The 22,367-nt window shown below is 42.2% G+C and carries 11 protein-coding genes; 9 read left to right on the forward strand and 2 right to left on the reverse strand.

The features are described 5' to 3' along the window. Nucleotides 1-38 precede the first annotated feature (38 nt). The gene (locus tag ACHUFW_RS04215) at nt 39-668 is read left to right on the forward strand and encodes a sulfotransferase (protein ID WP_394200849.1); all 630 of its coding nucleotides are present in this window, start codon (nt 39-41) and stop codon (nt 666-668) included. A 103-nt stretch (nt 669-771) separates the two neighbouring features. Here the strand turns inward: ACHUFW_RS04215 and ACHUFW_RS04220 are convergent, their stop codons facing one another. Beyond that, on the reverse strand, nt 772-2,013 hold the full coding sequence (locus tag ACHUFW_RS04220) for a hypothetical protein (RefSeq protein WP_394200850.1): 1,242 nt from the start codon (nt 2,011-2,013) through the stop codon (nt 772-774). 29 nt (nt 2,014-2,042) lie between these two features. Continuing rightward, the gene (locus ACHUFW_RS04225; protein ID WP_394200852.1) at nt 2,043-2,483 is read right to left on the reverse strand and encodes a hypothetical protein; all 441 of its coding nucleotides are present in this window, start codon (nt 2,481-2,483) and stop codon (nt 2,043-2,045) included. 612 nt (nt 2,484-3,095) lie between these two features. Here ACHUFW_RS04225 and ACHUFW_RS04230 point away from each other — a divergent pair. From ACHUFW_RS04230 to ACHUFW_RS04265, 8 genes are all read left to right on the forward strand, one after another. Beyond that, nucleotides 3,096-10,418 carry a DUF7933 domain-containing protein gene (locus tag ACHUFW_RS04230; RefSeq protein WP_394200854.1) on the forward strand — a complete coding sequence of 2,441 codons (7,323 nt, stop codon included), beginning with the start codon at nt 3,096-3,098 and terminating at the stop codon, nt 10,416-10,418. A 56-nt stretch (nt 10,419-10,474) separates the two neighbouring features. Further along, on the forward strand, nt 10,475-13,705 hold the full coding sequence (locus tag ACHUFW_RS04235; protein ID WP_394200855.1) for a CRTAC1 family protein: 3,231 nt from the start codon (nt 10,475-10,477) through the stop codon (nt 13,703-13,705). Between the two features lie 62 nt (nt 13,706-13,767). Further along, nucleotides 13,768-15,948: a DUF255 domain-containing protein gene (locus tag ACHUFW_RS04240; protein ID WP_394201133.1), complete on the forward strand. Its 2,181-nt coding sequence runs from the start codon at nt 13,768-13,770 to the stop codon at nt 15,946-15,948. Nucleotides 15,949-16,138: 190 nt separating this feature from the next. Then, nucleotides 16,139-17,044, forward strand: a complete 906-nt coding sequence (gene cysD, locus ACHUFW_RS04245) for a sulfate adenylyltransferase subunit CysD (protein ID WP_394200856.1) — start codon at nt 16,139-16,141, stop codon at nt 17,042-17,044. Nucleotides 17,045-17,126: 82 nt separating this feature from the next. After that, on the forward strand, nt 17,127-18,536 hold the full coding sequence (gene cysN, locus ACHUFW_RS04250) for a sulfate adenylyltransferase subunit CysN (protein WP_394200857.1): 1,410 nt from the start codon (nt 17,127-17,129) through the stop codon (nt 18,534-18,536). Nucleotides 18,537-18,683: 147 nt separating this feature from the next. Continuing rightward, entirely contained in the window at nt 18,684-20,411 is a 1,728-nt protein-coding gene (locus tag ACHUFW_RS04255; RefSeq protein ID WP_394200859.1) for an SLC13 family permease, read from the forward strand. Between the two features lie 17 nt (nt 20,412-20,428). Then, complete coding sequence (cysC, locus tag ACHUFW_RS04260; protein ID WP_394200861.1) at nt 20,429-21,070, forward strand: adenylyl-sulfate kinase; 642 nt, start codon at nt 20,429-20,431, stop codon at nt 21,068-21,070. A gap of 25 nt (nt 21,071-21,095) precedes the next feature. Next, on the forward strand, nt 21,096-22,064 hold the full coding sequence (locus ACHUFW_RS04265; protein WP_394201135.1) for a DHH family phosphoesterase: 969 nt from the start codon (nt 21,096-21,098) through the stop codon (nt 22,062-22,064). Nucleotides 22,065-22,367: the final 303 nt, after the last annotated feature.

Below are 22,367 nucleotides of genomic sequence, written 5' to 3' on the forward strand. Positions count from 1 at the left end.
GAATTATCCATAGGGTTCATTAAGATAAGGGAATAGTATTGTCTTTTAGTAAGATATTTTGTGTCGGTTTTAATAAGACTGGTACGACGTCGTTAAAGGTCGCTATTGAAAGTTTAGGTTTTAAGGTAGGAGATCAAAAAAGGGCTGCAATCTTGGCTAGTTCAAATTGGGCAAAAAGGGATTTTGGTAAAGTGATTGACTATTGTCAATCTGCAGATGCATTTCAGGATGCACCTTTTAGCTTTCCTTATACCTATCAAGCAATGGACATGGCCTTCCCTAGAAGTAAGTTTATTTTGACTATCAGGAATAGTAGCGAGGAGTGGTATAGCTCGCTGATTAGGTTTCACGGCAAATTATATGCTTCTGGTAAGGTACCTCCCAATAAGAGTGACCTTATAAATGCAAATAATTGGCTCTATAAAGGTCGTCCTTGGGAGATGAATAGAGCGTTGTTCATGTCTCCAGAAGATGAACCATACAAAAAGGACGTATTAATAAAAGCCTATGAAAATCACAATTATGCTGTACAAGATTATTTCCGTCATAGGCCAGCTGATTTACTTGTACTAAATGTGTCTGAAGCGCAAGCTTTGGAAAAGCTAGTTAGGTTTCTAGGTGGTAAGTCTCATTTAACATCTTTTCCTCATGAGAAAAAGTCTAAATAACTCATGTTACTTTGATGCCTCATTTCCCCCTCTGGGTGAAATGAGTTTAGAAATTAAGAATCCGCTATGCTGAAAGCATAACGGATTCTCAGCGATATAAGGGCTAACCTTTACTATTCGGTGTGGTTTTAAGTTGATTTAATTCGGTCTGTTGACTTTCAACTAACCCCGTTAAGTGTTTTATCTGTTTATCTTGTTCAATAGTGTACAAGGTTAATTCTTCCACTTTCTTTAAAATCTGTTGAGGCAGTGCAGATAGATTCAATCCCGACGTGTTTACATTATTGGCGCTAGGTATTTCTGGTAGGTGTTTTTTCTCATTGATAAATGCTTCTAGTTCAGAAATCGGCATCAATGGATAGTCTTTTTCGAATACATAATCAGGGTGAACTAACGCTGCATTAACATATACATTTCCACTTGAATCTATTCTAAATTCACGAGTACCACTTCCATGTCGTGTGATAGAAAAGCCTGGATTTGCGTTGGAGTCATTGGCGGCAATGATACTCCATTGACCATTATCACCTGTAGATGTATCATTTAACTCAACTTTAACTTCACCGACGTTTTCAATATCTACATTAGCACTTGGTTCGAGCGTGCCGGAACCTAGATTACCATTGTTATCAACAACAAAGGAATCGCCGTAAAGGGGGTTTTCTATTCGCAACGCAGTGGGGCTAATACTATTTCTTATGTGAAGACTGGCGGCTGGTGCATCGGTACCTAAACCGACATCTCCATTACCATTGACGAAAATGGAGTTACTCGGTGCACCAGGCTTAATTCTAAAAGGTAGATTAGAGCTATTGGTTACATCTCTTATAAAAAAGCCAGCTTCATTACCTGCGACATCCCATGACTGAGACGTAAATCCAGCACTACCATCTTGTTCTAAGCGTAAAGTTGGTGTGTTACCTTCTTTAACATGGATATCTACCAATGGTGCATTAGTTTTGACACCGATATGGCCATTACTATCGACATACAGCGTATTGGCCGGCGCATTACCTTCGATGGTAAATGGTGTTTTGTTGTTGGTGATATCATCAATGGCAAACTTTTCCGCACCACCATTAACACTATCGTTAATGGTGATTTGCCAATCATTTCTTGGGAAGCTAGACGAGACACTGGTATCATCAAATTTAATACGTAGGTTGTTCTCTTTTAATCTTATTGTGTCAAAACCAAAGTTTTCACCATTACTGCAATCTATGCCAACACAAGCACTGCCGCCGACGATTAAGTCGTCATTGTATACTTGGTCCGCTAACGCCGTCGTAGAGATTGCAAGCGTAAGTGGCAACATGGTCAATGTGCCAATTTTAAACGTTTTCATAATTATTCCCTTGTTTTCTTACTGCTTGGTTAGTTTTGGTTAAGGTTACTACTAGGGGGGATGAGTTCATTCTCTTCAGTTGTGATCACAAACTCATCGTCCTTGACATTAAAATACCCTGTGACTACTTCAATTTGTCCCAAGTTTCTTACAGCACCATCGCGACCCGTTTTGCGGTCGGTCACAAATTCAACCCCACCGTTGTTGGCGTATTGGATTTCATATTTGTAGCGGCCATCTGCAAGTGCACCTAATTTGTCAAAGTCTATTTTCGTATCACTAGCATCAATTTGTATTTTCTTAAAGAAGCCGTTGGGACCTGATAGGGTAATGGTAGCCACGTCATACTCAACTTCATATACATCAATATCCAAATCAGTAGCACTGGCGATAAATGATTTTTGTTGTGCATGGACCGGATTGATGAACACAACAAACAAAAATAGTGCTGTTAATACGAATTGTTTCATATTCATACCTATATTTATACGAATGGATTAATTTTAACTTAGCTGCAACATAAATCAAACGGCGGCGTCAAAAAACTGTCAATGGTAAAACCAGTTAGTAATATCAATGGCAATACTTTGAATTTAAATACTTACACTCTTTATGTTTGTAATATTTTAACTCCCTAAAAATAATCGTTTTTTTTGTTGTAGATAGAAATTGCACTGAAATTGTTGAGTATTTTTTAATGGCGTAAGCATAACACAAAATCATTCACACTTTTGAAAAAGCTGTTACAATTATGTTTCGCTTGTGCTGCTCAAAATGTAAGCTAAATAAGTGCTTTAAAGAGTTTCGCACTAGAAGGGTGTGGTGGTTTTAGGGTTTAAATCTTTATGCAGCTCAAAATGCGAAAGATAAAACCAGTCAAAATATTTTTAATGGTGGTGAGTGAAAGTGTGTTGCCACTTCTTCACCGTAAAGAACGCAAAGAATTAGTCGTGAAAAACTATTCGAAAAGTACTAGTAGCAAATAGTGAAATTTTGGGTTAGTCGCTAAGAATGATATTTAGGTGTTGTTGCGCTAAATGACAATGTGCGTTAGGCAGCTTTTTATGATAAAGGGTATTACCATGGATAAATCGATAAGTAAAAGTGCAAATATCATTAAGCTGTTTGTTTATATTTGTACTTTTATGATGCTAGTCATCTCGCCTAAAACTTGGGCAGCCAGCACAGATTTGAGCTTATCAGGTTCCTATTCGAGTTCCACAATAGGTAATGGTGGTGTCAGCTCATTAACGTTAGTGCTTGATAATCAAACAGGGCTACCGCTTAGAGAAATTGGCTTTAGCGTCACGATTCCAGATGATACCTATTTAGCTTTTGCCGACCCGATTAATTTTAGTACAAGCTGTTCGAATGGTAACTACACGTTCGACACCACCACTTTTACGGCTGCCGATTATACCCTGGCGCCCGGTGAAAGCTGTAACTTCATGTTTGATATGGCTGCTTCCGGTGTTGCTTCTTTGTCCGTTTTAGATTTGGATGTTACTGGGCTGAGTTCTAGTGAAGGCGTTGGAAGCAATCCAGCAGGTCCTATTCAGCTGTCCGTCGACCCAAATTATGTCAGCATCAGCATGTCTGTGCTTAACGATAAACTATCTGTTGAGAGCGTTAATACGCTAACGGTTTCAATGGCTAATTTACCGTTATTTTTTGGTGACTTTTACCGGGTGCCCTTTGGTACGATCAATTTGCCCGACGATGTTGTATTGGCATCACCGCTTAATTATTCTAGTAATTGCGGTGCTAATTTTGTTAATGGTAATGCCTCAGGTGCTAACTCGTTCGCAATTCCTGGGTCATACGCTGATTCCAGCGCATGTAGTTTCTCTTTTGATGTTGTTGCCAGTAGCCCTGGGGTTAAAAATATCGTCAGTGGTGAAATTACCGATCCGGCAATAAGCAGAACCATCGGTAAGATTAGTGCTAGCTATGTCTCTGAGTTGTCTTTTATTACCGCTAAATTCTCTCCATCTGCGTTGGTCCCTGGTGGTTCAGGTGCAATAGAAGTGTCGATTTTCAATAGTGATCGTAGTAATGCTGCTACAAACATCAGTTTTACCGCTGATTTAAATAGCGCATTGGCGGGGTTGGTGTCGAGCGGTGATCTCAGTGATGTTTGTGGGGCGGGCTCGAGCCTTTCTGGTAGCGGAGTTTTGAGTTTCAGCGGTGGTAGCTTAGCGGCGGGTGCTAGCTGTCAATTTAATATCAATATTGATGTGCCGGTAGCAGCGGTGCCGGGTAGCTACGTTAATACTATTTCGGCTATTAGCTATCAATTGAATGGTCAAACACAAACACCAGATAATTCAACCAGTAGTTTTACTGTTAATAGCGCTCCGAGCATCGCGTTAAGAACATTACAAAGCGGTAGCCCTAGCACTTCAGTGGCAGCGGGGGAAGTGATCAGTGTTGAATATGTATTAACTAACGTTGATAGCGCGAACTCTGCAACAAATGTTGCTTTTGTGCATGAGTTAGCAGGACTGTCATTTTTTACCACTACGCCACCAGCTGATGGATATTGTAATGGTACCGGTACCGCAAGCTTTAGCCCAAGTTTTAACCCGCCACCACCTTCATCTTTTGTGGAAGCGAAAACGACGTTTTCTGGCATGAGTTTAGCTGCTGGGGCCAGTTGTACATTTACCTTAGACTATTTAGTACCTGATGACTTTGTTGCTGGTAGTTACCAGTTTTCCACCGCCGCAATCAGTGCTTTAGTTAATAGTGTAAATGTTGAATCTGCGTCACCTTCAGCCAGTATTGCGTTTTCAGTTGAAGCGGCACCAAAGTTAAGCTTCTCATATAGTCCAGCTGCTGTTGGTCAAGGTGGGGCAACGTCTTTAGATTTTAAGTTAACTCACGGAGCCGGCTCGTCTGCAAATGCTACAGATATAGGTTTTACTATTGATTTAGCTACTGTCTTGCCTAATATCTCTGTTAATAGTTTACCCGAACAGCCCTGTGGTGTTGGTTCTACGATAACAGGTAGCACAACGCTGACTATGTCAGGGGGTACTCTGGGGGTTGCGGAATCCTGTGAGTTTTCGGTGCCTGTCACTGTACCTGCGGATGCAGCAGCTGGTTCTTACACCTTTACCAGTAGTGTTGTTGATGCAACGGTTAATGGCAATAGCTTGTCTTCACCTGCAGCGACATCGGATCTGCAAATTACTAATGTCACTTTTTCAAAAAGTTTTTCACCTGACTCATTAAGAATTGGTAATGCTGCTGCGACAACCAAGGTTGTTTATGTGATTAATAATGCCGACCCAGTTGAAGCGGTATCAGATATCGCTTTTACAGAGCTGTTTACAACGATTTATTCGGGTGTGACAGTTACTTCAGTCACGCAGCCAGATGTGTGTGGCGCGGGTTCTTCTGCAATTATTTCGGGCAATCAACTAATTCTTAATGGTGGAACACTTGATCCATCAAGTAGTTGTAGTTTTGAAGTTTCGCTCAATCTACCTGCGAATATGCCAGTTAACACATACTCTAGTAGTACTTCTTTGTTTTCGGCAACGGTTGATGGCATAAATACCAGTTTTGATTCGATTTCATCACAGTTTACGGTTAACGAGATTACAGTATTAACTTCCATTGATGTGACAAGCCCAACATCGCAGTCAACTATCAGCATGGATATTGAGTTTTCTGATGCAGTCGAGAACTTTGATGTTAATGATATTGTTGTCACCAATGCATCACTAACCAACTTTGTTAGCACATCGTCGACGCTTTATGCTGTTGATGTGATGCCAACAACTGACGGCACCGTTACGTTGAATATCCCCGCAGGTGTGGCGGATGATGTTCTAGATAATAACGTCACCAATACTGCTGCTTTTGAGCTTAGCTTCGATTATCAAAGTGTGGTGGTAACGCCGACACCAAGCTTGACCATCTCTGCACCATCTGTGTTGTTGGCAAGCTCTGGTCCGGTAACGTTTGATGTGGATTATCTTGATGTAGAGCAGGTCAACCTAACAGCATCAAATGTCACACTTAATACCACTGGCGATGCAAGTGCTGACATTACCATTATTGATGGCGATAGTTCTAATGCACAAGTCAGCCTATCGAATTTAGCCGGTGAAGGGTCTATTGGGATAAGTATTGCAGCGGGGACGGCAAGGTTCAGTACTAATTCAGCACCTGCAGCAGGCCCAAGTGGTGTGTTTGCTGTTGATACAAATGCACCTTCTGTGACCTTATCAGGCCCGAGTGGTATTCAATCCGGTGATTTTGTTGTAGACATTGTGTTTAATGAAAATGTGCTAGGTTTTGACCAATCCGATATTGCTATTGTTAATGGCACCATTGAAAGCTTTAATGCTATTGATGCGCAAAATTATCAAATAACAGTCAGTGCTACAGGGACTTTGGACGTTGATTTAAGTGTGGCAGCTAGCTCGGCTCAAGACGCCGCGGGCAATGGCAATACCGTTTCAAATACGCTAGTCATTAGTTTTGATGATGAAGCACCATCAGTGACAATTTCGGGTCCAACAGGTGATGTGGCTTCATCATTTACAGCGACCTTCACATTTAGTGAAGATGTGACAGGGTTTACCAAAGATGATATCTCCGTTAATAATGCTGACCTTGGTACATTGGCAAGTTCTGATGCTAAAACCTACAGCATTGGTGTTACTCCAACAGTTCAGGCGGCCGTAACACTTGATGTTGCCGCTAATGTAGCAATTGATGGCGCAAATAATGGTAATCTTGCTGCGACTCAGTATGCCGTTAATTACGATTTTAACGATGCACCCATCATTTCAGGCAGCCCAGCAATTTCGGTTTTCGAAGATAGTGCCTACAGTTTCGCACCAACTTATAGTGATGCTGATGCGCTAGATACATTAGTGTTTTCGATTGTCAATAAACCAAGTTGGGCAAGTTTCAGTACCAGCGATGGCTCTTTAACGGGGACGCCGACTAATAGTGATGTTGGATTGACTTCATCGATTGTAATTACCCTCTCAGATGGTGCTTTATCTGCGAGCCTTGCAGCATTTGATATTGAAGTTATCAATAGTAATGATGCGCCAGTTATTTCAGGAACGCCTTTAACATCAGTGAATGAAGGGGAGCTTTATAACTTCGTACCTGGTAGTAGTGATGATGATGTGGGGGATAGCTTAACATTTAGCATCGTAAATAAACCAGCTTGGGCCATATTCTCTAGTGCTGATGGTTCACTTAGCGGTACGCCCACTAATGCAGATGTAGGAATAACAACTAATATTGTTATTTCAGTTTCAGATGGCACCGTTACGGTACCATTGCCGAGCTTTAATATTACGGTAGTAAATGTTAACGAAGCACCGACTATTACCGGTGTCCCAGCTTCCTCTGTTAATCAAGGTAGTCTGTATAGCTTTACCCCCATCGCGAATGATGGCGACGCAGCGGATAGTCTTCAATTCAGTATTCAAAATAAACCCAGCTGGGCAAGCTTTAACTCGGAAGATGGCACCTTAAGTGGTACGCCAAATAACGAAGATGTAGGTGTTACCAGCAATATCATTATTTCAGTTTCTGATGGAGAGCTCTCAGCTTCTTTAGACCCATTTAGCATTGAGGTGGTCAATGTCAACTCAGCACCAGTTATTTCTGGCACACCGTTGACGGTTGTTGAGCAAGGACAAAATTATCACTTTATGCCAACAGCGACAGATGAGGATGGTGATACGTTATCATTTACTGTGGTGAACTTACCAAGTTGGTCATCGTTCGATGTTACAACTGGTGCCATTAGCGGTACGCCAATGAGTGATGATATAGGTATTACTACTGGTATTGTGATTTCTGTGTCCGATGGTGTTGAGACAGCATCGCTTGCTGGCTTCAATATTGAAGTGGTCAATGTCAACGATGCACCTGTTATCTCAGGTATTGCCCCATCAAGTGTTTTACAAGGCGAGGTATATAGCTTTACGCCAACCGTGAATGATGACGATGAAAATGAAGAGTTTACGTTTAGCATTGTCAATAAACCACAGTGGGCGATGTTCGATACTCAACTAGGTACACTGTCAGGCACACCAGACAACGATGATGTAGGTGTAAGCGCCGATATTCAAATCTCAGTAACAGATAAGGCAGGTGAGAGTGATTCACTTGCAGCGTTCAGTATTGAGGTGGTAAATGTCAATGACGCGCCAGTCTTTACTTCTACGCCAGTGACGGAAATTGTCGCTGAACAAGCCTATCAATATCAGCTTTCTGCTGAAGATGTTGATGCTGAGCATACCTTAGTCTTTTCGATGGTTTCAGGCCCTAATTGGTTATCAGTTTCTGCAGCAGGTTTAGTTCAGGGTACAGCTCCTGCATCTGCTATAGGTGAAACCTTTGTTGTTGTGCTTGGGGTTACTGACGGAGAAATTGAAGCGCCGATCACTCAAGAGTACTCTCTCAGGGTTATTGCGCCAGATGAAACAACATTGTCTGCCAACCTGTATTTCTCTCCCGCGCCAACCTCCACACAACAAGCTGTCAGCTTGATTGTTGAACTTAATAATACAGGCCTAACCAATGCTGAATCCGTCATGTTTGATGTTGTTTTGTCAGATTCAATCACGGTGACGAGTTTGCCAGCCGAATGTACTGTTCAAGCACAGACGGTAAGTTGTCAATTAGAAGACAGTTTATCAGCGGATAACCAATACAGTGCAGCATTAAGCTTAGGTAGTGGCGAGGATAGTGGCTTCGTTACAGCTGTCATGTCAGTAACTGCTACTAATATTGGCGATGATCTAACAGCTGAGGCGCAATTATTAATTGCAGACTCACTTGCTGTAATACCTGGTGAAATAGTCTCTAGTGTGCCAACTGAAGTGGGTACCGCTATTGATATCAATGGTGACGGCAATGTGGACTTGATTTCTTTCAATCCTGTCAATAGTGAATTTGAAATACGCGTAAATGATGGTTTAGGTCATTTAGTGTTTGAAAATTCAATTGATGCATTATCGCCAGCCACTGCAATGTTGGTTGCCGATATTAACGGAGACGGTCAGCTTGATATTGTTGGGCTAGGCGGTAATAACGGTGTTAGTCGAGCCTATATGTTGGATCAACAACTAACAGTCAGTAGCATGGAAGTGTTAGATGCCATAAGTGCTGATTTTGCTGTGGTAGCCGATTTAAGCAATGACGGTAACCGTCAGCTAATTTTGGCCGGTGTTAGCCAAGCTGAGATAGCCGTTTATACTGGTATCGGCAGTGGTAATACTGTGGTTGAGTTGGTTAACTTGTTTGACCTCATTTTATCGCTTGGTAATGAGCAGCCATTGTCTGAAGTGTCAGTTAATGAGCAAAGCTCATCAGTTGAAGCATCATCTAGCTCTAGTTTCAAGCAGCTGACAAGTCAACAAGGTATTAGCAGTGTGGCTAACATATCCAGCACAAATGGAGAGCAGTTGTTGCTGGTGAGAGACGGTGAAGCGCCTATTATTGCGACTTATACTGAGCAAGGATGGCAAGCAGAGGTTGTGACAGGCCTACCTAACGGTGTGAGTAAGTTCATTACCGGTAATATTGACGGTAATGAGCAAATCGACGGGTTTGTATATCATGATAGCCGATGGACTATGGTTATTGATATTTTCTCTGGAACGCCGCAATTGAGTACCGTCAACCTGCCGCAAGCGTCTGATATTAAGGTCACCGATCTTGAAGGAGATGGTGTTGTCGATCTTGTGTTTATCAGTGCTCAAGGTGTAAGCGTTTGGCATTATTATGGTATCAATGATATTCGTAGTAGCGGTAATGTTATTGCTGGCGTGGATATTGTTGATGCGTTGCTGATGGATGTTGATGCAGATGGTGATTTGGATGTGATTACCTTGGACGCTCAGCAAGGAATGGGTCTTTGGTATCTAACCAGTAATGCTGACTTTGGCGCTCAAGACGTTGATATTAGTTTGTTTGCCCAAGCTCCTAACTTCCCACAGGCCGACCAGGCTGGGCCAGTTGAGTTTATTGTAAGTAACAACTCATTAGGTAATGCAACCCAAGTGGCATTGAATGTTGATGCCGACAGTGGGATTACCTTAAGTCAGTTACCAGCAGGATGTTCGTTGGTCGATACTGGCATGTCATGTAACCTCAATGACCTAGCAAATGGCCAGCAACAATCTGTGACTGTTTGGGTCACGACGGCTAATACTGGTAGTTATCAATTGTCAGGGCGCATCGACAGTGCTGAAACCGATACTAACCCTGAAAATAATACGGTTACCGTGAGCCTGTTAGTGCCTGAGAAGCCTAAGCAAAGTAGTAGCAGTGGTTCACTGTCTTGGTACCTCTTGGTGCTGTTAAGTCTATTGAGTGTTTATCGTTTATTAGCGGTCAGGCAAGCCAATAGAAATTAGTGTTAAATTAAATGCCGATATCTTATGAATATCGGCATTTTCTTATATGATAAAAATTGAGTAACTATAATGATATGCCATTTAAAATGGCAATGGAGAGTGGTATGCGCTTGTTTAACGATGGATTAGCCGCCGAAGTCAGTTTTACATCTAAATCAAAAATTAAGCGCATGGCGCTCAGTAGTTTATTTGTGGCGATGTTTGCCGGTGGTGTGCAAGCCAATACTGAGTTTGAATTTGCGCCCGTTGATGATGGTATTTTGAAGTTAATGGGTCAGTTGGAGTCTGATAAAGACCCTAAATGCCATGCCACAGCTACTCGACTGGAAGGACTGATTTACGGTACCCCATTGTCTGAAGGTGCTCGCTACGCCAAAAGTGAATATCAAAAGCAGTTAGTCAAACAGATTTGGATGGTGGCAAGTAAAGCTTACCCGGCACAAGATCCCCTCACTGAGCAAGCTGTTGCTGACGCAACAAATAACTTATTTAAAACGCGTTTGGTGAAATCTGACGCCGAGGCATATTGGCAGGTCGAGCTAGATAACCAACAGGTAACGATTACCGAGCGTGACCAAAAGCATTATGGCTCTATCGCCTATACGCTGCGAGCCATGTTAGCTGTGCAGCAAGATGTATTGCTGGATTTTGATTTAGAACTTCCAGAGCTGTCTGATCAAGCGACAAGTTATATTACGGAGCAAGTTGACTTGGTGACTTTATCGCTACTTAAACTTGCGGATGAAAGGGCACGTAAAGCGGACTTGTATGAAGTAAGTACTAACCATATCGAAAGCAGTTGGTTGCAACTGTTTCCTGAATTTGAATCTGCTGACAGCAATCAGCCTGTTACGTTAGTTGCGGGTGCGCAGTCAGGGTTACTTACGCAATTAATAGACCAAAAAATCGCAGCATTTTCTCAGTACAATGATGTCAATCAAACACTATTTATCCGTAATTTGCAGGTATATTTCGCGAAGCTCGCGATGCCCGAGGCTGAGCGCGATAGAGCGAGTTTTAAACAGTACTTTACCGAAGCGATGATTGCATTTTCGGGCACGCTTTACTTAAATGCACAAGCCTATGCTCAGCAAGCTAAGGGAATTACCATTAAAGAAGCTGACGTTGCTGCAGCGCTGCACAGTGTTTTGCCCCATGATGTCAATGAATATGAAGATGTCATTTTCTATCCAAAATACGCAAAAGATCAGCAAGTGATAATTGAATCTTACGATATGGATGCGTTTAGAGATTCTGGGTTACATTGGGTCTACTTTAAAGAAGCGTTAGTCGATGCTAAAGAGATGGTAAAGCTCGAGGCCGATCCATTTGCTGCGGAGCTGTTAAGCGAAGCAATTGCTCACTATGGTGTACTATTATTGCGCGAAGCAGGTGCAATAGGTAAAGCGTCGTCGCAGCAGCATTTGTCTGCGGAGCTGATTGCACAAAGTTATCAGTCGATAGAAAGCAACATTGCAGCTCACACTAAATACCAACCAGAACAAAACGTAAAAGCCACCATAGTATCGGCTGATTCCGGTAAAAATCGCTCAAACTCTAAGGTGAAGTATTTTGAAAATATTTCAAATGATCAGAACTTTAAAGCCGAACATCGCTCGTCAGATTGGTTAAGTCGCCAATTACGTAGTTATTTAGAAAAAGATGCTGATACCGGGATCATCACCATTCCGCCCGCGTTTGGTGGTAGTGGTATTGCCGCGGAAGACATTAATGGCGATGGTTTAACCGATATGTTGGTACTCAGTGGATTGGGTAACAAGCTATTTGTTAATACAGGCAAAGGTTTGATGGATGTCACTGAACAATCTGGTTTGGTTAACCTTAGCCGAAAACCAGGGGCAAAAAACAGCGCTGGGGAGCCGAGACAACCATTGATTGCAGATTGGGACAATGATGGCGACCAAGATATTATTATCACTTATGTTGATGAACTGCATCACGTGTACAGAAATGATGGTTCTGGTAAGTTTGAAGATATCAGTGTTCAAGTTAACTTAGGTGGTGTTGGCTCTGTGGGAGGGCCAGCAACCACTGCAGACTTTAATAATGATGGCTTATTGGATATTTATATCCAGTATTTTGGTAACTATTTAAAAGGGGACTTGCCTACTCTGAAACGTCGCAATGACAATGGCGGCGAAAATGTGCTGTTCATCAATAAAGGTAACTTTACTTTTAAGCAAGCCAATAAAGCGTTGGGTGCAAATAATAATGGGTGGGGACAATCTGTCACCCATGCCGACTTGAATATGGATGGCTGGCAAGATCTGATTGTAGGTAATGACTTTGGTGTAAATGCCTATTATATCAACCAGCAAGGCAAGGGGTTTAAAGACTATGCTACCAGTATTGGTACCGATAAACCTTCGTATACTATGAACTTGAGTTTAAGTGATCTTAACCGTGATGGCATTGCGGATGTTTATGTGTCTAATATTGTCACCATGAATAAAGATCAAAAATACGTACTGCCTAGCGAAGACACCACTGCTGAATTTAACCCTGATAAGCTGGCTAATATGCGGGTCGTAGAGGGTAACGATCTGTTTTTATCAGCCAAGAATGCTACGGGCGCACTTAAGTATCAGCACAGTGATTTAGTTGGGCGTGGCTTTTCGTCAACGGGCTGGGCGTGGGATGCCGACTTCTTTGATGTCGATAATGATGGTGATGACGACCTTTATGTACTTAATGGCATGAATGACTATTACGTTTACTCCAAGAAAAACCCTTATTATACCGACCCCGAAACCGGTGAGTTGCTAGATGTTGACTTTCCTGATGCAGCTAAAGCCAGTAATGTATTTTTCGTCAATAGTGGTGGCAAACTAAACAATGTTTCTGCTTTGAGTGGCTTGGATTTTATCGGCAATTCTCGCTCTGCGACGTATTTAGATATTGATAGCGATGGCGATCTCGATGTAGCGGTAAATAACTATCATGATACCGCGCAACTATTTGCTAATCAGGCGCAAAAGCTAAATAACAACTGGCTGAAGATTACCTTAGAGGGTTCTCCGCAAAACGGTGTTAACCGTGATGCCATTGGCGCACAAATTATTGTTACCACCGAAAACGATGGGTACACATGGCGCCAAGTTAACGGTAGCCAAGGCTATATGTCGGTACATCCTAAAGAGCAGCATATTGGGTTAGGCAAGGCCAAGCAGGCACAAGTCACTGTGATTTGGCCAAACGGTAAGCGTCAGCAGTTTGAACAAGTTGATGCGAACCGCAGTTACGCTATCTCTTATCCAGCAGAATAATTACGTCGTTAAATATGCGAAAAGTTGTAGAAAATTTGGCAGTGACAATGGTGAAGGCTGTGATGTTTGCCATCATGTCGCTGCAAGCGTGTAATGTGTATGCGCAGGCAAATGGTGCACAGTCAAGTGATGAACAGGCAAAGCGCATTGTCGCTTATAACGGCTTAAAAGATTGGTTGGTTGAACAGCAAGTGATTAGCTCATCTGTCATTGAACCACAGTATCTCAATGCATTAATTCATGCCAATTCGCCTTATTTGATAAGCCATGCATTACAGCCAATTGATTGGTATGAATGGCGGCAACAGTATAACCAAGGCAGTGGTGATAGCAGTAAGCTGCTGTTTGTCTCAATAGGCTATTCCACTTGTCATTGGTGCCATGTGATGGCAGAAGAGAGTTTTAACGATCCTACTGTGGCTGAGTTGCTCAATGAAAGTTATATCAGCGTTAAAGTGGACAGAGAGCAGTGGCCGCTGGTCGATAACCGCTTTAAATCGGCATTAGAGGCGATTAAGGGCGAAGCTGGTTGGCCAATTAACGCCATTTTAACCCCTGATGGCCAATTGATTTGGATTGAGTCATATCTTGATAAGCAAGCTTTTTCTAAAGTGTTAGTTGGGTTGGCAAAACGCTGGCAATCGAAGCCATCTGCAGTTAACGCTTTAGCAAAGCGAGTCGAACAAAAGCTTCTTTTGGACAAGCCACCAGTGATAAAAGGTAATAGTGTTACCTTATCGAATAAGCAGTGGCGTCAAGCGCTTCCGAGTTTACATGAGGATATTGCTAGTGGACTGCAAAAAGAGCAGGGTAGTGATGGCCCCCGATTTTTTCGTGCCTATTGGTTGCTAGGTTTACTCGATGAGTATATGCGTAGCAGTGATATAACGCTTTTACGGCAAGTGCAAAACCATGTTGATTCTATTTTAAAAAGTCCTACCTATGATGCTGTCGAAGGCGGTTTTCATCGTTATGCCGTTGATGGACAATGGCAAGTGCCGCATTATGAGAAAATGCTCTATACCCAAGCGAATATGATTCGCGTGTTAGCTAAGCTCTATGCTATCACCGGGCAGCAGCGTTATCGAATAGCAATCATGCAAACAGTTGATTGGGGGGAGCGTTGGTTAAAGCAAACTCAGGGGATGGGTTCTGCGGTATCGGCTTTATCAGATGGAATTGAAGGACGGTATTACCAACAATTAGCCAATGAACGTAGTCAAATTGATTTTTCTAAAGATTGGTCTAGAAGCACGATTGTCGAACAATTGGCAGAAAGTCGAGAAAGTAGAGTCAAACCGCTAGTTGATGAGAAAGTCATTTTAAGTTGGAACAGTTTATATATTGTTGCCTTGCTTGAAGCTTATCAAGTCACCCGTCAAGCTGAGTTTTTGCAATCCGCCACCGAGCTGTCTAATCAACTATGGCAATCTCTGGTCGAACGTGACACTGTCTATCGCAGTTTGTTTGCAGAGCGAGTGGCAATTAATGCAGAGTTAGAAGATTTAGCTTGGTTTGCTCAGTCGCAAATGATGTTGAGTTTTTATGCTACCAACACCGACAAAGATAGCAGTCAAAACATGAATCGAGTGTTGTCTGCTTACGCGAGAAGTGAGTTTTTACTGGAAAAAATGATTTCGGTGCTCTCTGATGCAGATTCACTTCAAGAGTTGATTAATTTAAATCGGGATGGTGAGCTGCCCTCAGCCAGAGGTGTCGTATTCGGGGCGTTAACGCAGGGCTACGGAATTATCCCAAATCGACAATATCGTCAATATGCTAAGGCTGTAAGCCCCTTAAACGGTCAATGGCAAACACAGCTTGTAAATGAATATGCGTTTATTTCATATATGGCTGACAGTTTGAATCCAATTGCCATTAATCAAACGACCTTTGCTAAGGGAAATGGCAAAGTTCAGATATCACGAGACAGCTTTGGTGTGTCATTGCACTTCGATATGGCGGATGATTGGCATGTCAATGCCAATCAAATTACAAATAGTCGTCTAATTGCAACTGAAGTTAAATTTAGTTCTGGACAGGCGAAGGTAGAGTATCCGCAGTTTGTTGAAAAGCACCTTGAATTTGATACTTCGACTTTATTGTTATACGAAGACCAATTTGTGATTAGCGCTCAATTAGATGATATTAACGCAACGGATCTCATTGTTTCTGTAACCGTTCAAGCGTGCTCACAAACGTTATGCTTACTGCCTGAAACCTTGCAAATCTATGTGCAATGAAGCTTTTAACTAGTGAATGCCACGCGGTTGAGCTTAATTGCGTGGCAAAATCCAATTTGATATCTTTTTTTGTTATATGAATACCAGTGATTATAACTTTTAAATGTTTTTGTAGGTGGTATTATATGAATCAAATTTTAAGGGTTACCTTAAATCATTGTCTTCGTTTAGTTGGATACGGAACTCTATAATGTCAGTTAATCTTACCCATTTAAAACAGTTAGAAGCTGAGTCTATTCAGATCATGCGAGAAGTGGCGGCCGAGTTTGATAATCCGGTCATGCTTTACTCAGTTGGTAAAGATTCATCAGTACTGTTACATCTTGCTAGGAAAGCTTTTTACCCAGGAAAAATTCCTTTTCCGTTGATGCATGTGGACACTAACTGGAAGTTCAAAGAGATGATTGCTTTTCGTGATCATATGGCTGAAAAGTATGAGTTTGACCTTATTGTTCATAAAAACCCCCGTGGTTTGGAAATGGGTGTTGGGCCTTTTACTCATGGTAGCGCTAAGCATACTGACATAATGAAGACCGAGGCATTGAAGCAAGCCCTTGATAAGCATGGCTTTGATGCCGCTTTTGGTGGCGCTAGACGTGATGAGGAAAAGTCCCGTGCGAAAGAGCGTGTTTATTCATTTAGAGATAGCAAGCACCGTTGGGATCCCAAGAATCAACGACCAGAGTTGTGGAATATTTATAACGGTAAGGTAGATAAAGGTGAGAGTATTCGTGTATTCCCGCTGTCGAACTGGACCGAACTTGATATTTGGCAGTATATCTATCTAGAAAATATTGAAATTCCTTCGCTGTACCTCGCTAAGCCACGGCCTGTTGTCGAGCGTGACGGTGTATTAATCATGGTTGATGATGAGCGTATGCCAATTGAGGAAAGTGACGTTGTTGAAGAGAAAATGGTGCGTTTTCGTACATTAGGCTGTTATCCGCTAACAGGAGCTGTGGAATCTGAAGCAACAACGCTACCAGAAATTATTCAAGAGATGTTGTTATGTACTACGTCTGAGCGCCAAGGCCGAGTGATTGATAATGACTCTGCTGGGTCGATGGAGAAAAAGAAAATAGAAGGCTACTTCTAACTCTAACGTTTTTCATTGAGAACATTCATTCTAAGTTTAGATTTAACCCAAGTATCATTATTGGGTGGGCAGAGGGATAAACATGAGCGCTAGCGCTAACTTAATTGCATCAGATATCGAAGCATACTTAAAAGTTCACGAAAACAAAGACATGCTCAGGGTATTGACCTGCGGCAGTGTTGATGATGGTAAATCTACCTTAATTGGCCGCTTGCTATACGATAGTAAGATGATTTTTGAAGATCAGATGGCGGCGATTGAAAAAGATTCAAAACGGTTTAATACCACTGATGAAGCGTTTGACTTGGCTCTGCTTGTTGATGGACTACAGTCTGAGCGTGAGCAAGGGATCACTATTGATGTCGCGTATCGTTATTTTGCGACTGAACAGCGAAAGTTCATTATTGCGGATACTCCAGGTCATGAGCAATATACTCGCAATATGGCAACCGGCGCTTCTACTTCCGATTTGGCGATTATTTTGATTGATGCTCGACATGGCGTACAAGTGCAAACTCGTCGTCATAGCTTTATTTGTTCGCAGCTTGGTATTAAGCATGTGGTCATTGCGATCAACAAAATGGACGCTGTAGATTATGATCAGTCTGTTTATCAAAAGATTAAACAAGACTATCGCGAGTTTGCCGAGTCCTTAGCGTTTGAAGATGTGCGCTTTGTCCCCATTTCAGCATTGAAAGGCGATAATGTCGTTAATGAAAGCGACAATATGAAATGGTACCCAGGTAGCACGCTGTTAAAGCTTTTGAATACCGTTTCAGTTGCTCAAGACGCTAACGCATCATTTCGATTCCAAGTGCAGTATGTTAATCGACCTAATCTAGATTTCCGTGGTTTTTGCGGCACTATCGCATCGGGTGACATTCGTGTTGGCGACACAGTAGTGTCACTGCCTTCTGGCAAAGAAAGCAAGGTGAAATCGATTGTCACTTTTGATGGTGAGCTTGAGAAGGCGTCAGTAGGTATGGCCGTCACTCTAACGTTAACTGATGAGATTGATGTTAGTCGCGGAGATATGCTAGTCAGACCTCATGATCAGCCAGCGTCCTCAAGTCACCTGGAAGCCGATGTGGTGTGGATGGCCGAAGAGCCTTTGCAGTTAGATCGAGAGTACGCCATTAAGCTTGGTAGCAAAGCAGTTTATGGCTATGTTGATGCGATTAATTATAAAGTTGATGTTAACACGCTAGAGCAACATGAAGCGCAGCAATTAGCGCTCAATGAAATGGGTAATTGCCATTTTGCGGTTACCGCCCCAGTGCAGTTTGATGCATACAGTAATAATCGTGCTACAGGTGCTTTTATCATTATTGACCGCTTGACTAACGTTACTGTTGGGGCTGGTATGATCCGTGGCGCTATTGATGGTACTGTTAAACCTAAGCATGAATACTCAGAGTTTGAACTTGAGATGAATGCGTTAGTGAGGAAGCATTTCCCGCATTGGGGAGCCAAAGATATATCTCGAAGTTAACTACGAAATAGTGAGTGAATCCACTTAAGGGTTAATTTAAGAAAACTAAGTCGCTTATCGTAGTCTATCTGACTATTGTAAGCGGCTTTTATTTTGTTACATTACGAATAGGGAATTTGTAGTGTTTTTATTTAGCTGGTTACATATATGGCCATTGAGACCTTTTTAACGGTTGCTATTTTTGTGCTTTCTATCGCTGGATTAATTCGCTATCAGCGAAAACCTGCTGCCGTGCTTGGTTGTGCACTGCTTGCTTTGTCAGTCTTAGGGCTTGTGACGCAACAACAATTACTTAGTAGCATGGTTAACCCAGGCTTAGTCACGCTTATTTTATTGATTTTGTGCTCTTTTGCGTTAGAGAAAACACGTCTGTTAAGGGTTATCGCTGCAAAAGTCATTGTCAGTTCTTATCGCTCCACTTGGCTTAGATTATTCGGCATTACAGCATTGTGTTCGGCGTTTTTAAATAACACTGCTGTCGTAGCAACGTTGATTTCCCCGCTACGTAATAATCCCCATCATGGCGCAAGTAAATTACTTATTCCATTGTCCTATGCTGCCATTTTAGGTGGTACGTTGACACTCATCGGTACGTCGACCAATTTGATCGTTAATAGTTTGTTTATCGATGCCACGGGCGAAGGACTGGCATTTTTCTCGTTTACATTGTTAGGTTGCGTGCTGGTGGTGTGTTGTGGCTTAACTTTAGCTGTTACATCTCGTTGGTTACCCGAGGTAGCCACTAATGACCTAGATTATAAAGGCTACTTTATTGATGCCAAAGTGAAACAAGGCTCTGAGCTCATTGGTCGTTCGGTTGAGTCCAATGGCCTTCGTCATTTGGAGTCTTTATTCTTAGTTGAGGTTGTTAGGGAAGGGCGCTTGATTACTCCTGTGAGCCCGAGTGAGATCCTTCAAGAAGGTGATAGGCTCGTTTTCAGTGGCGATATTACCAAGGTGATGCAAATTTCTCAGTTTTCAGGACTTGAGCTGTTTGCTGATAAGAATGGGTTACTTGGTACTAACCTCAATGAAGTTGTCGTAAAAGAAGAAAGTGTTTTGGTAGGGAAAACCCTTAAAACCTGCGGGTTTAGGGCACTTTTTGATGCTGCTGTTGTTGCTATCAGCCGAGATGGTGCTCAAGTATCGGGAAAGCTTGGTGAAGTGGTGATAAAGGCTGGTGACTTCTTAGTATTGGCGGTTGGTGATGATTTTAGCTCTAGACGTAATTTAACCAAAAATTTTATTTTGCTCAGTGGTGTAGCACCAGAAACACGAATTAGTGGCGCAAAAGCATGGTTAGCGACCGGTGGCTTTATTGTTGTGATTGCATTGAGTGCACTAGGCGTGATCGATATGTTGTTGGGGTTATTGGCCTTATTTGGTGCGCTTATATTTAGTGGTAGTTTAAATACTAATGAAGTGATCAGGCGGTTTCCTGTTGATATATGGGTGGTGGTGACCGCAGCCATTTTGATGTCTCAAGCACTAGTTAATGCCGGTGTTGATGTTGCAATTGCACAGTGGGTGTCTGGTTTCACTAGCTTTGGTCATGTATATGCGGCGCTTATTGCCGTTTATTTTATGACTTGGATATTAACTGAGCTGGTGACGAATAATGCGGCGGCCGCACTGATGTTTCCTATTGCTTATAGTGTTGCACTAGGTTTTGGTGTTGATGTCATGCCTTTTATCATGACCGTTGCTTTTGCTGCCAGTGGCAGTTTTATTAGCCCGTACGGATATCAAACCAATCTCATGGTGTTTAATGCTGGTCAGTATCGACTGAAGGACTTCGTCAAAGTTGGTGCGCCGATTAGTTTTGTATATGCCGCGGTAGTCATCATCGGCGTTCCCGTTTTATTCCCGTTTTAAAAGATCTGAGGTTTGTTATGACTGATTCACCTTATAAAGAAGTGACCGATGTTGCGGCTAAGTCAACCGACGTTATGTGGCACAAAGCCGATGTTTCATCAACAGATAGGCAGGCTCTAAATCAACATAAACCTGTGGTGCTCTGGTATACAGGGCTGAGCGGCTCGGGTAAGTCAACGGTCGCGAATGCGGTTGATCGCAAACTGTTTGAGTTAAAATGTCATACTTATGTTCTCGATGGTGATAATGTTCGACATGGTCTTAATGGTGATCTAGGTTTTAGTGATATTGACCGCGTAGAGAACATACGTCGTATTGGTGAAGTTGCTAAACTTTTTGTGGATGCAGGTCTTATCGTATCAACGGCATTTATTTCACCGTTTATCGCTGATAGGCAGATGGTTAAAGAATTAATGGCGGCTGGACAGTTTGTTGAAGTATTTATTGATACGCCTATTGAAGTCTGTGAGCGCCGTGATCCTAAAGGCCTGTATAAAAAAGCTCGTGCAGGTGAAATAAAACACTTCACAGGGATTGACTCAGCTTATGAGGCCCCTATTAACGCTGATGTTCACGTTGAAACGGCGGATAGAACGATTGAGCAATGTGCTCAACAAGTTGTTGACTATTTAGTTGAACATCAATTTGTTAGTAAGTAATTTTTTGTAGAGAGTTTATTTGAATATGATTTATGACGTGTTCAACGGTGATGCTGATGGTATTTTATCACTAGTACAGTTAAGAAAGGCCAACCCACAAGAGTCAAGGCTTATCACAGGTGTGAAGCGCGATATTGCTTTGGTTAAAAATATTGATGTCGACTTGGCAACTCATGTCAACGTATTGGATGTTTCATTAGAAAAGAACATTGATGCGGTAAAGCAGCTGATTGACAGTCAGGTTTCTTTATTTTACGCAGACCATCATCGCAGTGGTGATATTCCACAATCTAACCTTTTGCAGATCCATATTGATACTCATCCCAATACTTGTACAGCATTGATTATAGATGAAATTTTAGACGGAGCTTATAAATCGTGGGCAATTGCAGCGGCTTTTGGTGATAATCTCAACGAGCGGGCTTTTGAGCTTGCTACGATGGCAAACTTAAGTCGTCAGCAGGCTGAGCAATTACAAGAACTTGGCGTGTTAATCAATTACAACGGGTACGGCGCTACGGTTGAGGATTTACATTATCATCCAGCGGAGCTCTATCGTTTATTAATGGCTTATGATTCTCCTTTTGATGTGATTGATGATGACAGTTCACCGTTTCACGTACTTAAAAGTGCCTACGATGATGACATCGCGAGAGCAAGATCGGAGAAACCGCAGCATAATTCTGATATTCTTATAGTTACCGAGTTGCCAAATTGTGCTTGGGCAAGAAGGGTTAGTGGAGTGTTTGGCAATATGCTGGCCAATGAGTCCCCCAATAAAGCTCATGCTGTACTTACCCAAAATTTGGATAGCAACACTTATACGGTTTCATTGCGCGCACCGTTAAAAAATAAGCAAGGTGCGGGTGATGTTTGTGCTTCTTTCGCGACTGGCGGGGGAAGAGCAGCTGCAGCAGGTATTAATGCGCTACCTGCCATAGAATTAACTAAGTTCATAGAGGCCGTGGAGGAGGCTTATACCTCCAGATTATAGAGGATAGCGTTTATTTCATGCTTAAAAATGAGCTTCGGCAATTAACCCTAGAGTTAGTTGAGTATCATAAATTATTGCGCTTAAGTCATTGCTCTATAAGCGAACATGAACAGCAATTTTCGGACCTGGTTTGTGAGAAAATTTCTCAACTTTCTTACGAATACCCTATTGATAATAAGGCGGTACCGGAATGTGAACGCCGCCGCTGGAGTATCTATTGGGATGTAAGGTTAGGTGAAAATTTTTTTGAAAATGGTTCGTTTCTCATTAAATTGAAAAGTAACCGCGAGAGTCTGATTTTTT

Origin of the sequence: Shewanella waksmanii, from assembly GCF_043643685.1 — a bacterium.
GTDB lineage: Bacteria > Pseudomonadota > Gammaproteobacteria > Enterobacterales > Shewanellaceae > Shewanella > Shewanella waksmanii_A.

Excerpts from the sequence above, each read along its gene's own strand:
- ACHUFW_RS04220 (WP_394200850.1), bottom strand. The coding sequence starts at position 2,013 with ATGAAAACGTTTAAAATTGGCACATTGACCATGTTGCCACTTACGCTT.
- ACHUFW_RS04225 (WP_394200852.1), bottom strand. The coding sequence starts at position 2,483 with ATGAAACAATTCGTATTAACAGCACTATTTTTGTTTGTTGTGTTCATC.
- ACHUFW_RS04230 (WP_394200854.1), top strand. The coding sequence starts at position 3,096 with ATGGATAAATCGATAAGTAAAAGTGCAAATATCATTAAGCTGTTTGTT.
- ACHUFW_RS04240 (WP_394201133.1), top strand. The coding sequence starts at position 13,768 with ATGTTTGCCATCATGTCGCTGCAAGCGTGTAATGTGTATGCGCAGGCA.
- cysD (WP_394200856.1), top strand. The coding sequence starts at position 16,139 with ATGTCAGTTAATCTTACCCATTTAAAACAGTTAGAAGCTGAGTCTATT.
- cysN (WP_394200857.1), top strand. The coding sequence starts at position 17,127 with ATGAGCGCTAGCGCTAACTTAATTGCATCAGATATCGAAGCATACTTA.
- ACHUFW_RS04255 (WP_394200859.1), top strand. The coding sequence starts at position 18,684 with ATGGCCATTGAGACCTTTTTAACGGTTGCTATTTTTGTGCTTTCTATC.
- cysC (WP_394200861.1), top strand. The coding sequence starts at position 20,429 with ATGACTGATTCACCTTATAAAGAAGTGACCGATGTTGCGGCTAAGTCA.
- ACHUFW_RS04265 (WP_394201135.1), top strand. The coding sequence starts at position 21,096 with ATGATTTATGACGTGTTCAACGGTGATGCTGATGGTATTTTATCACTA.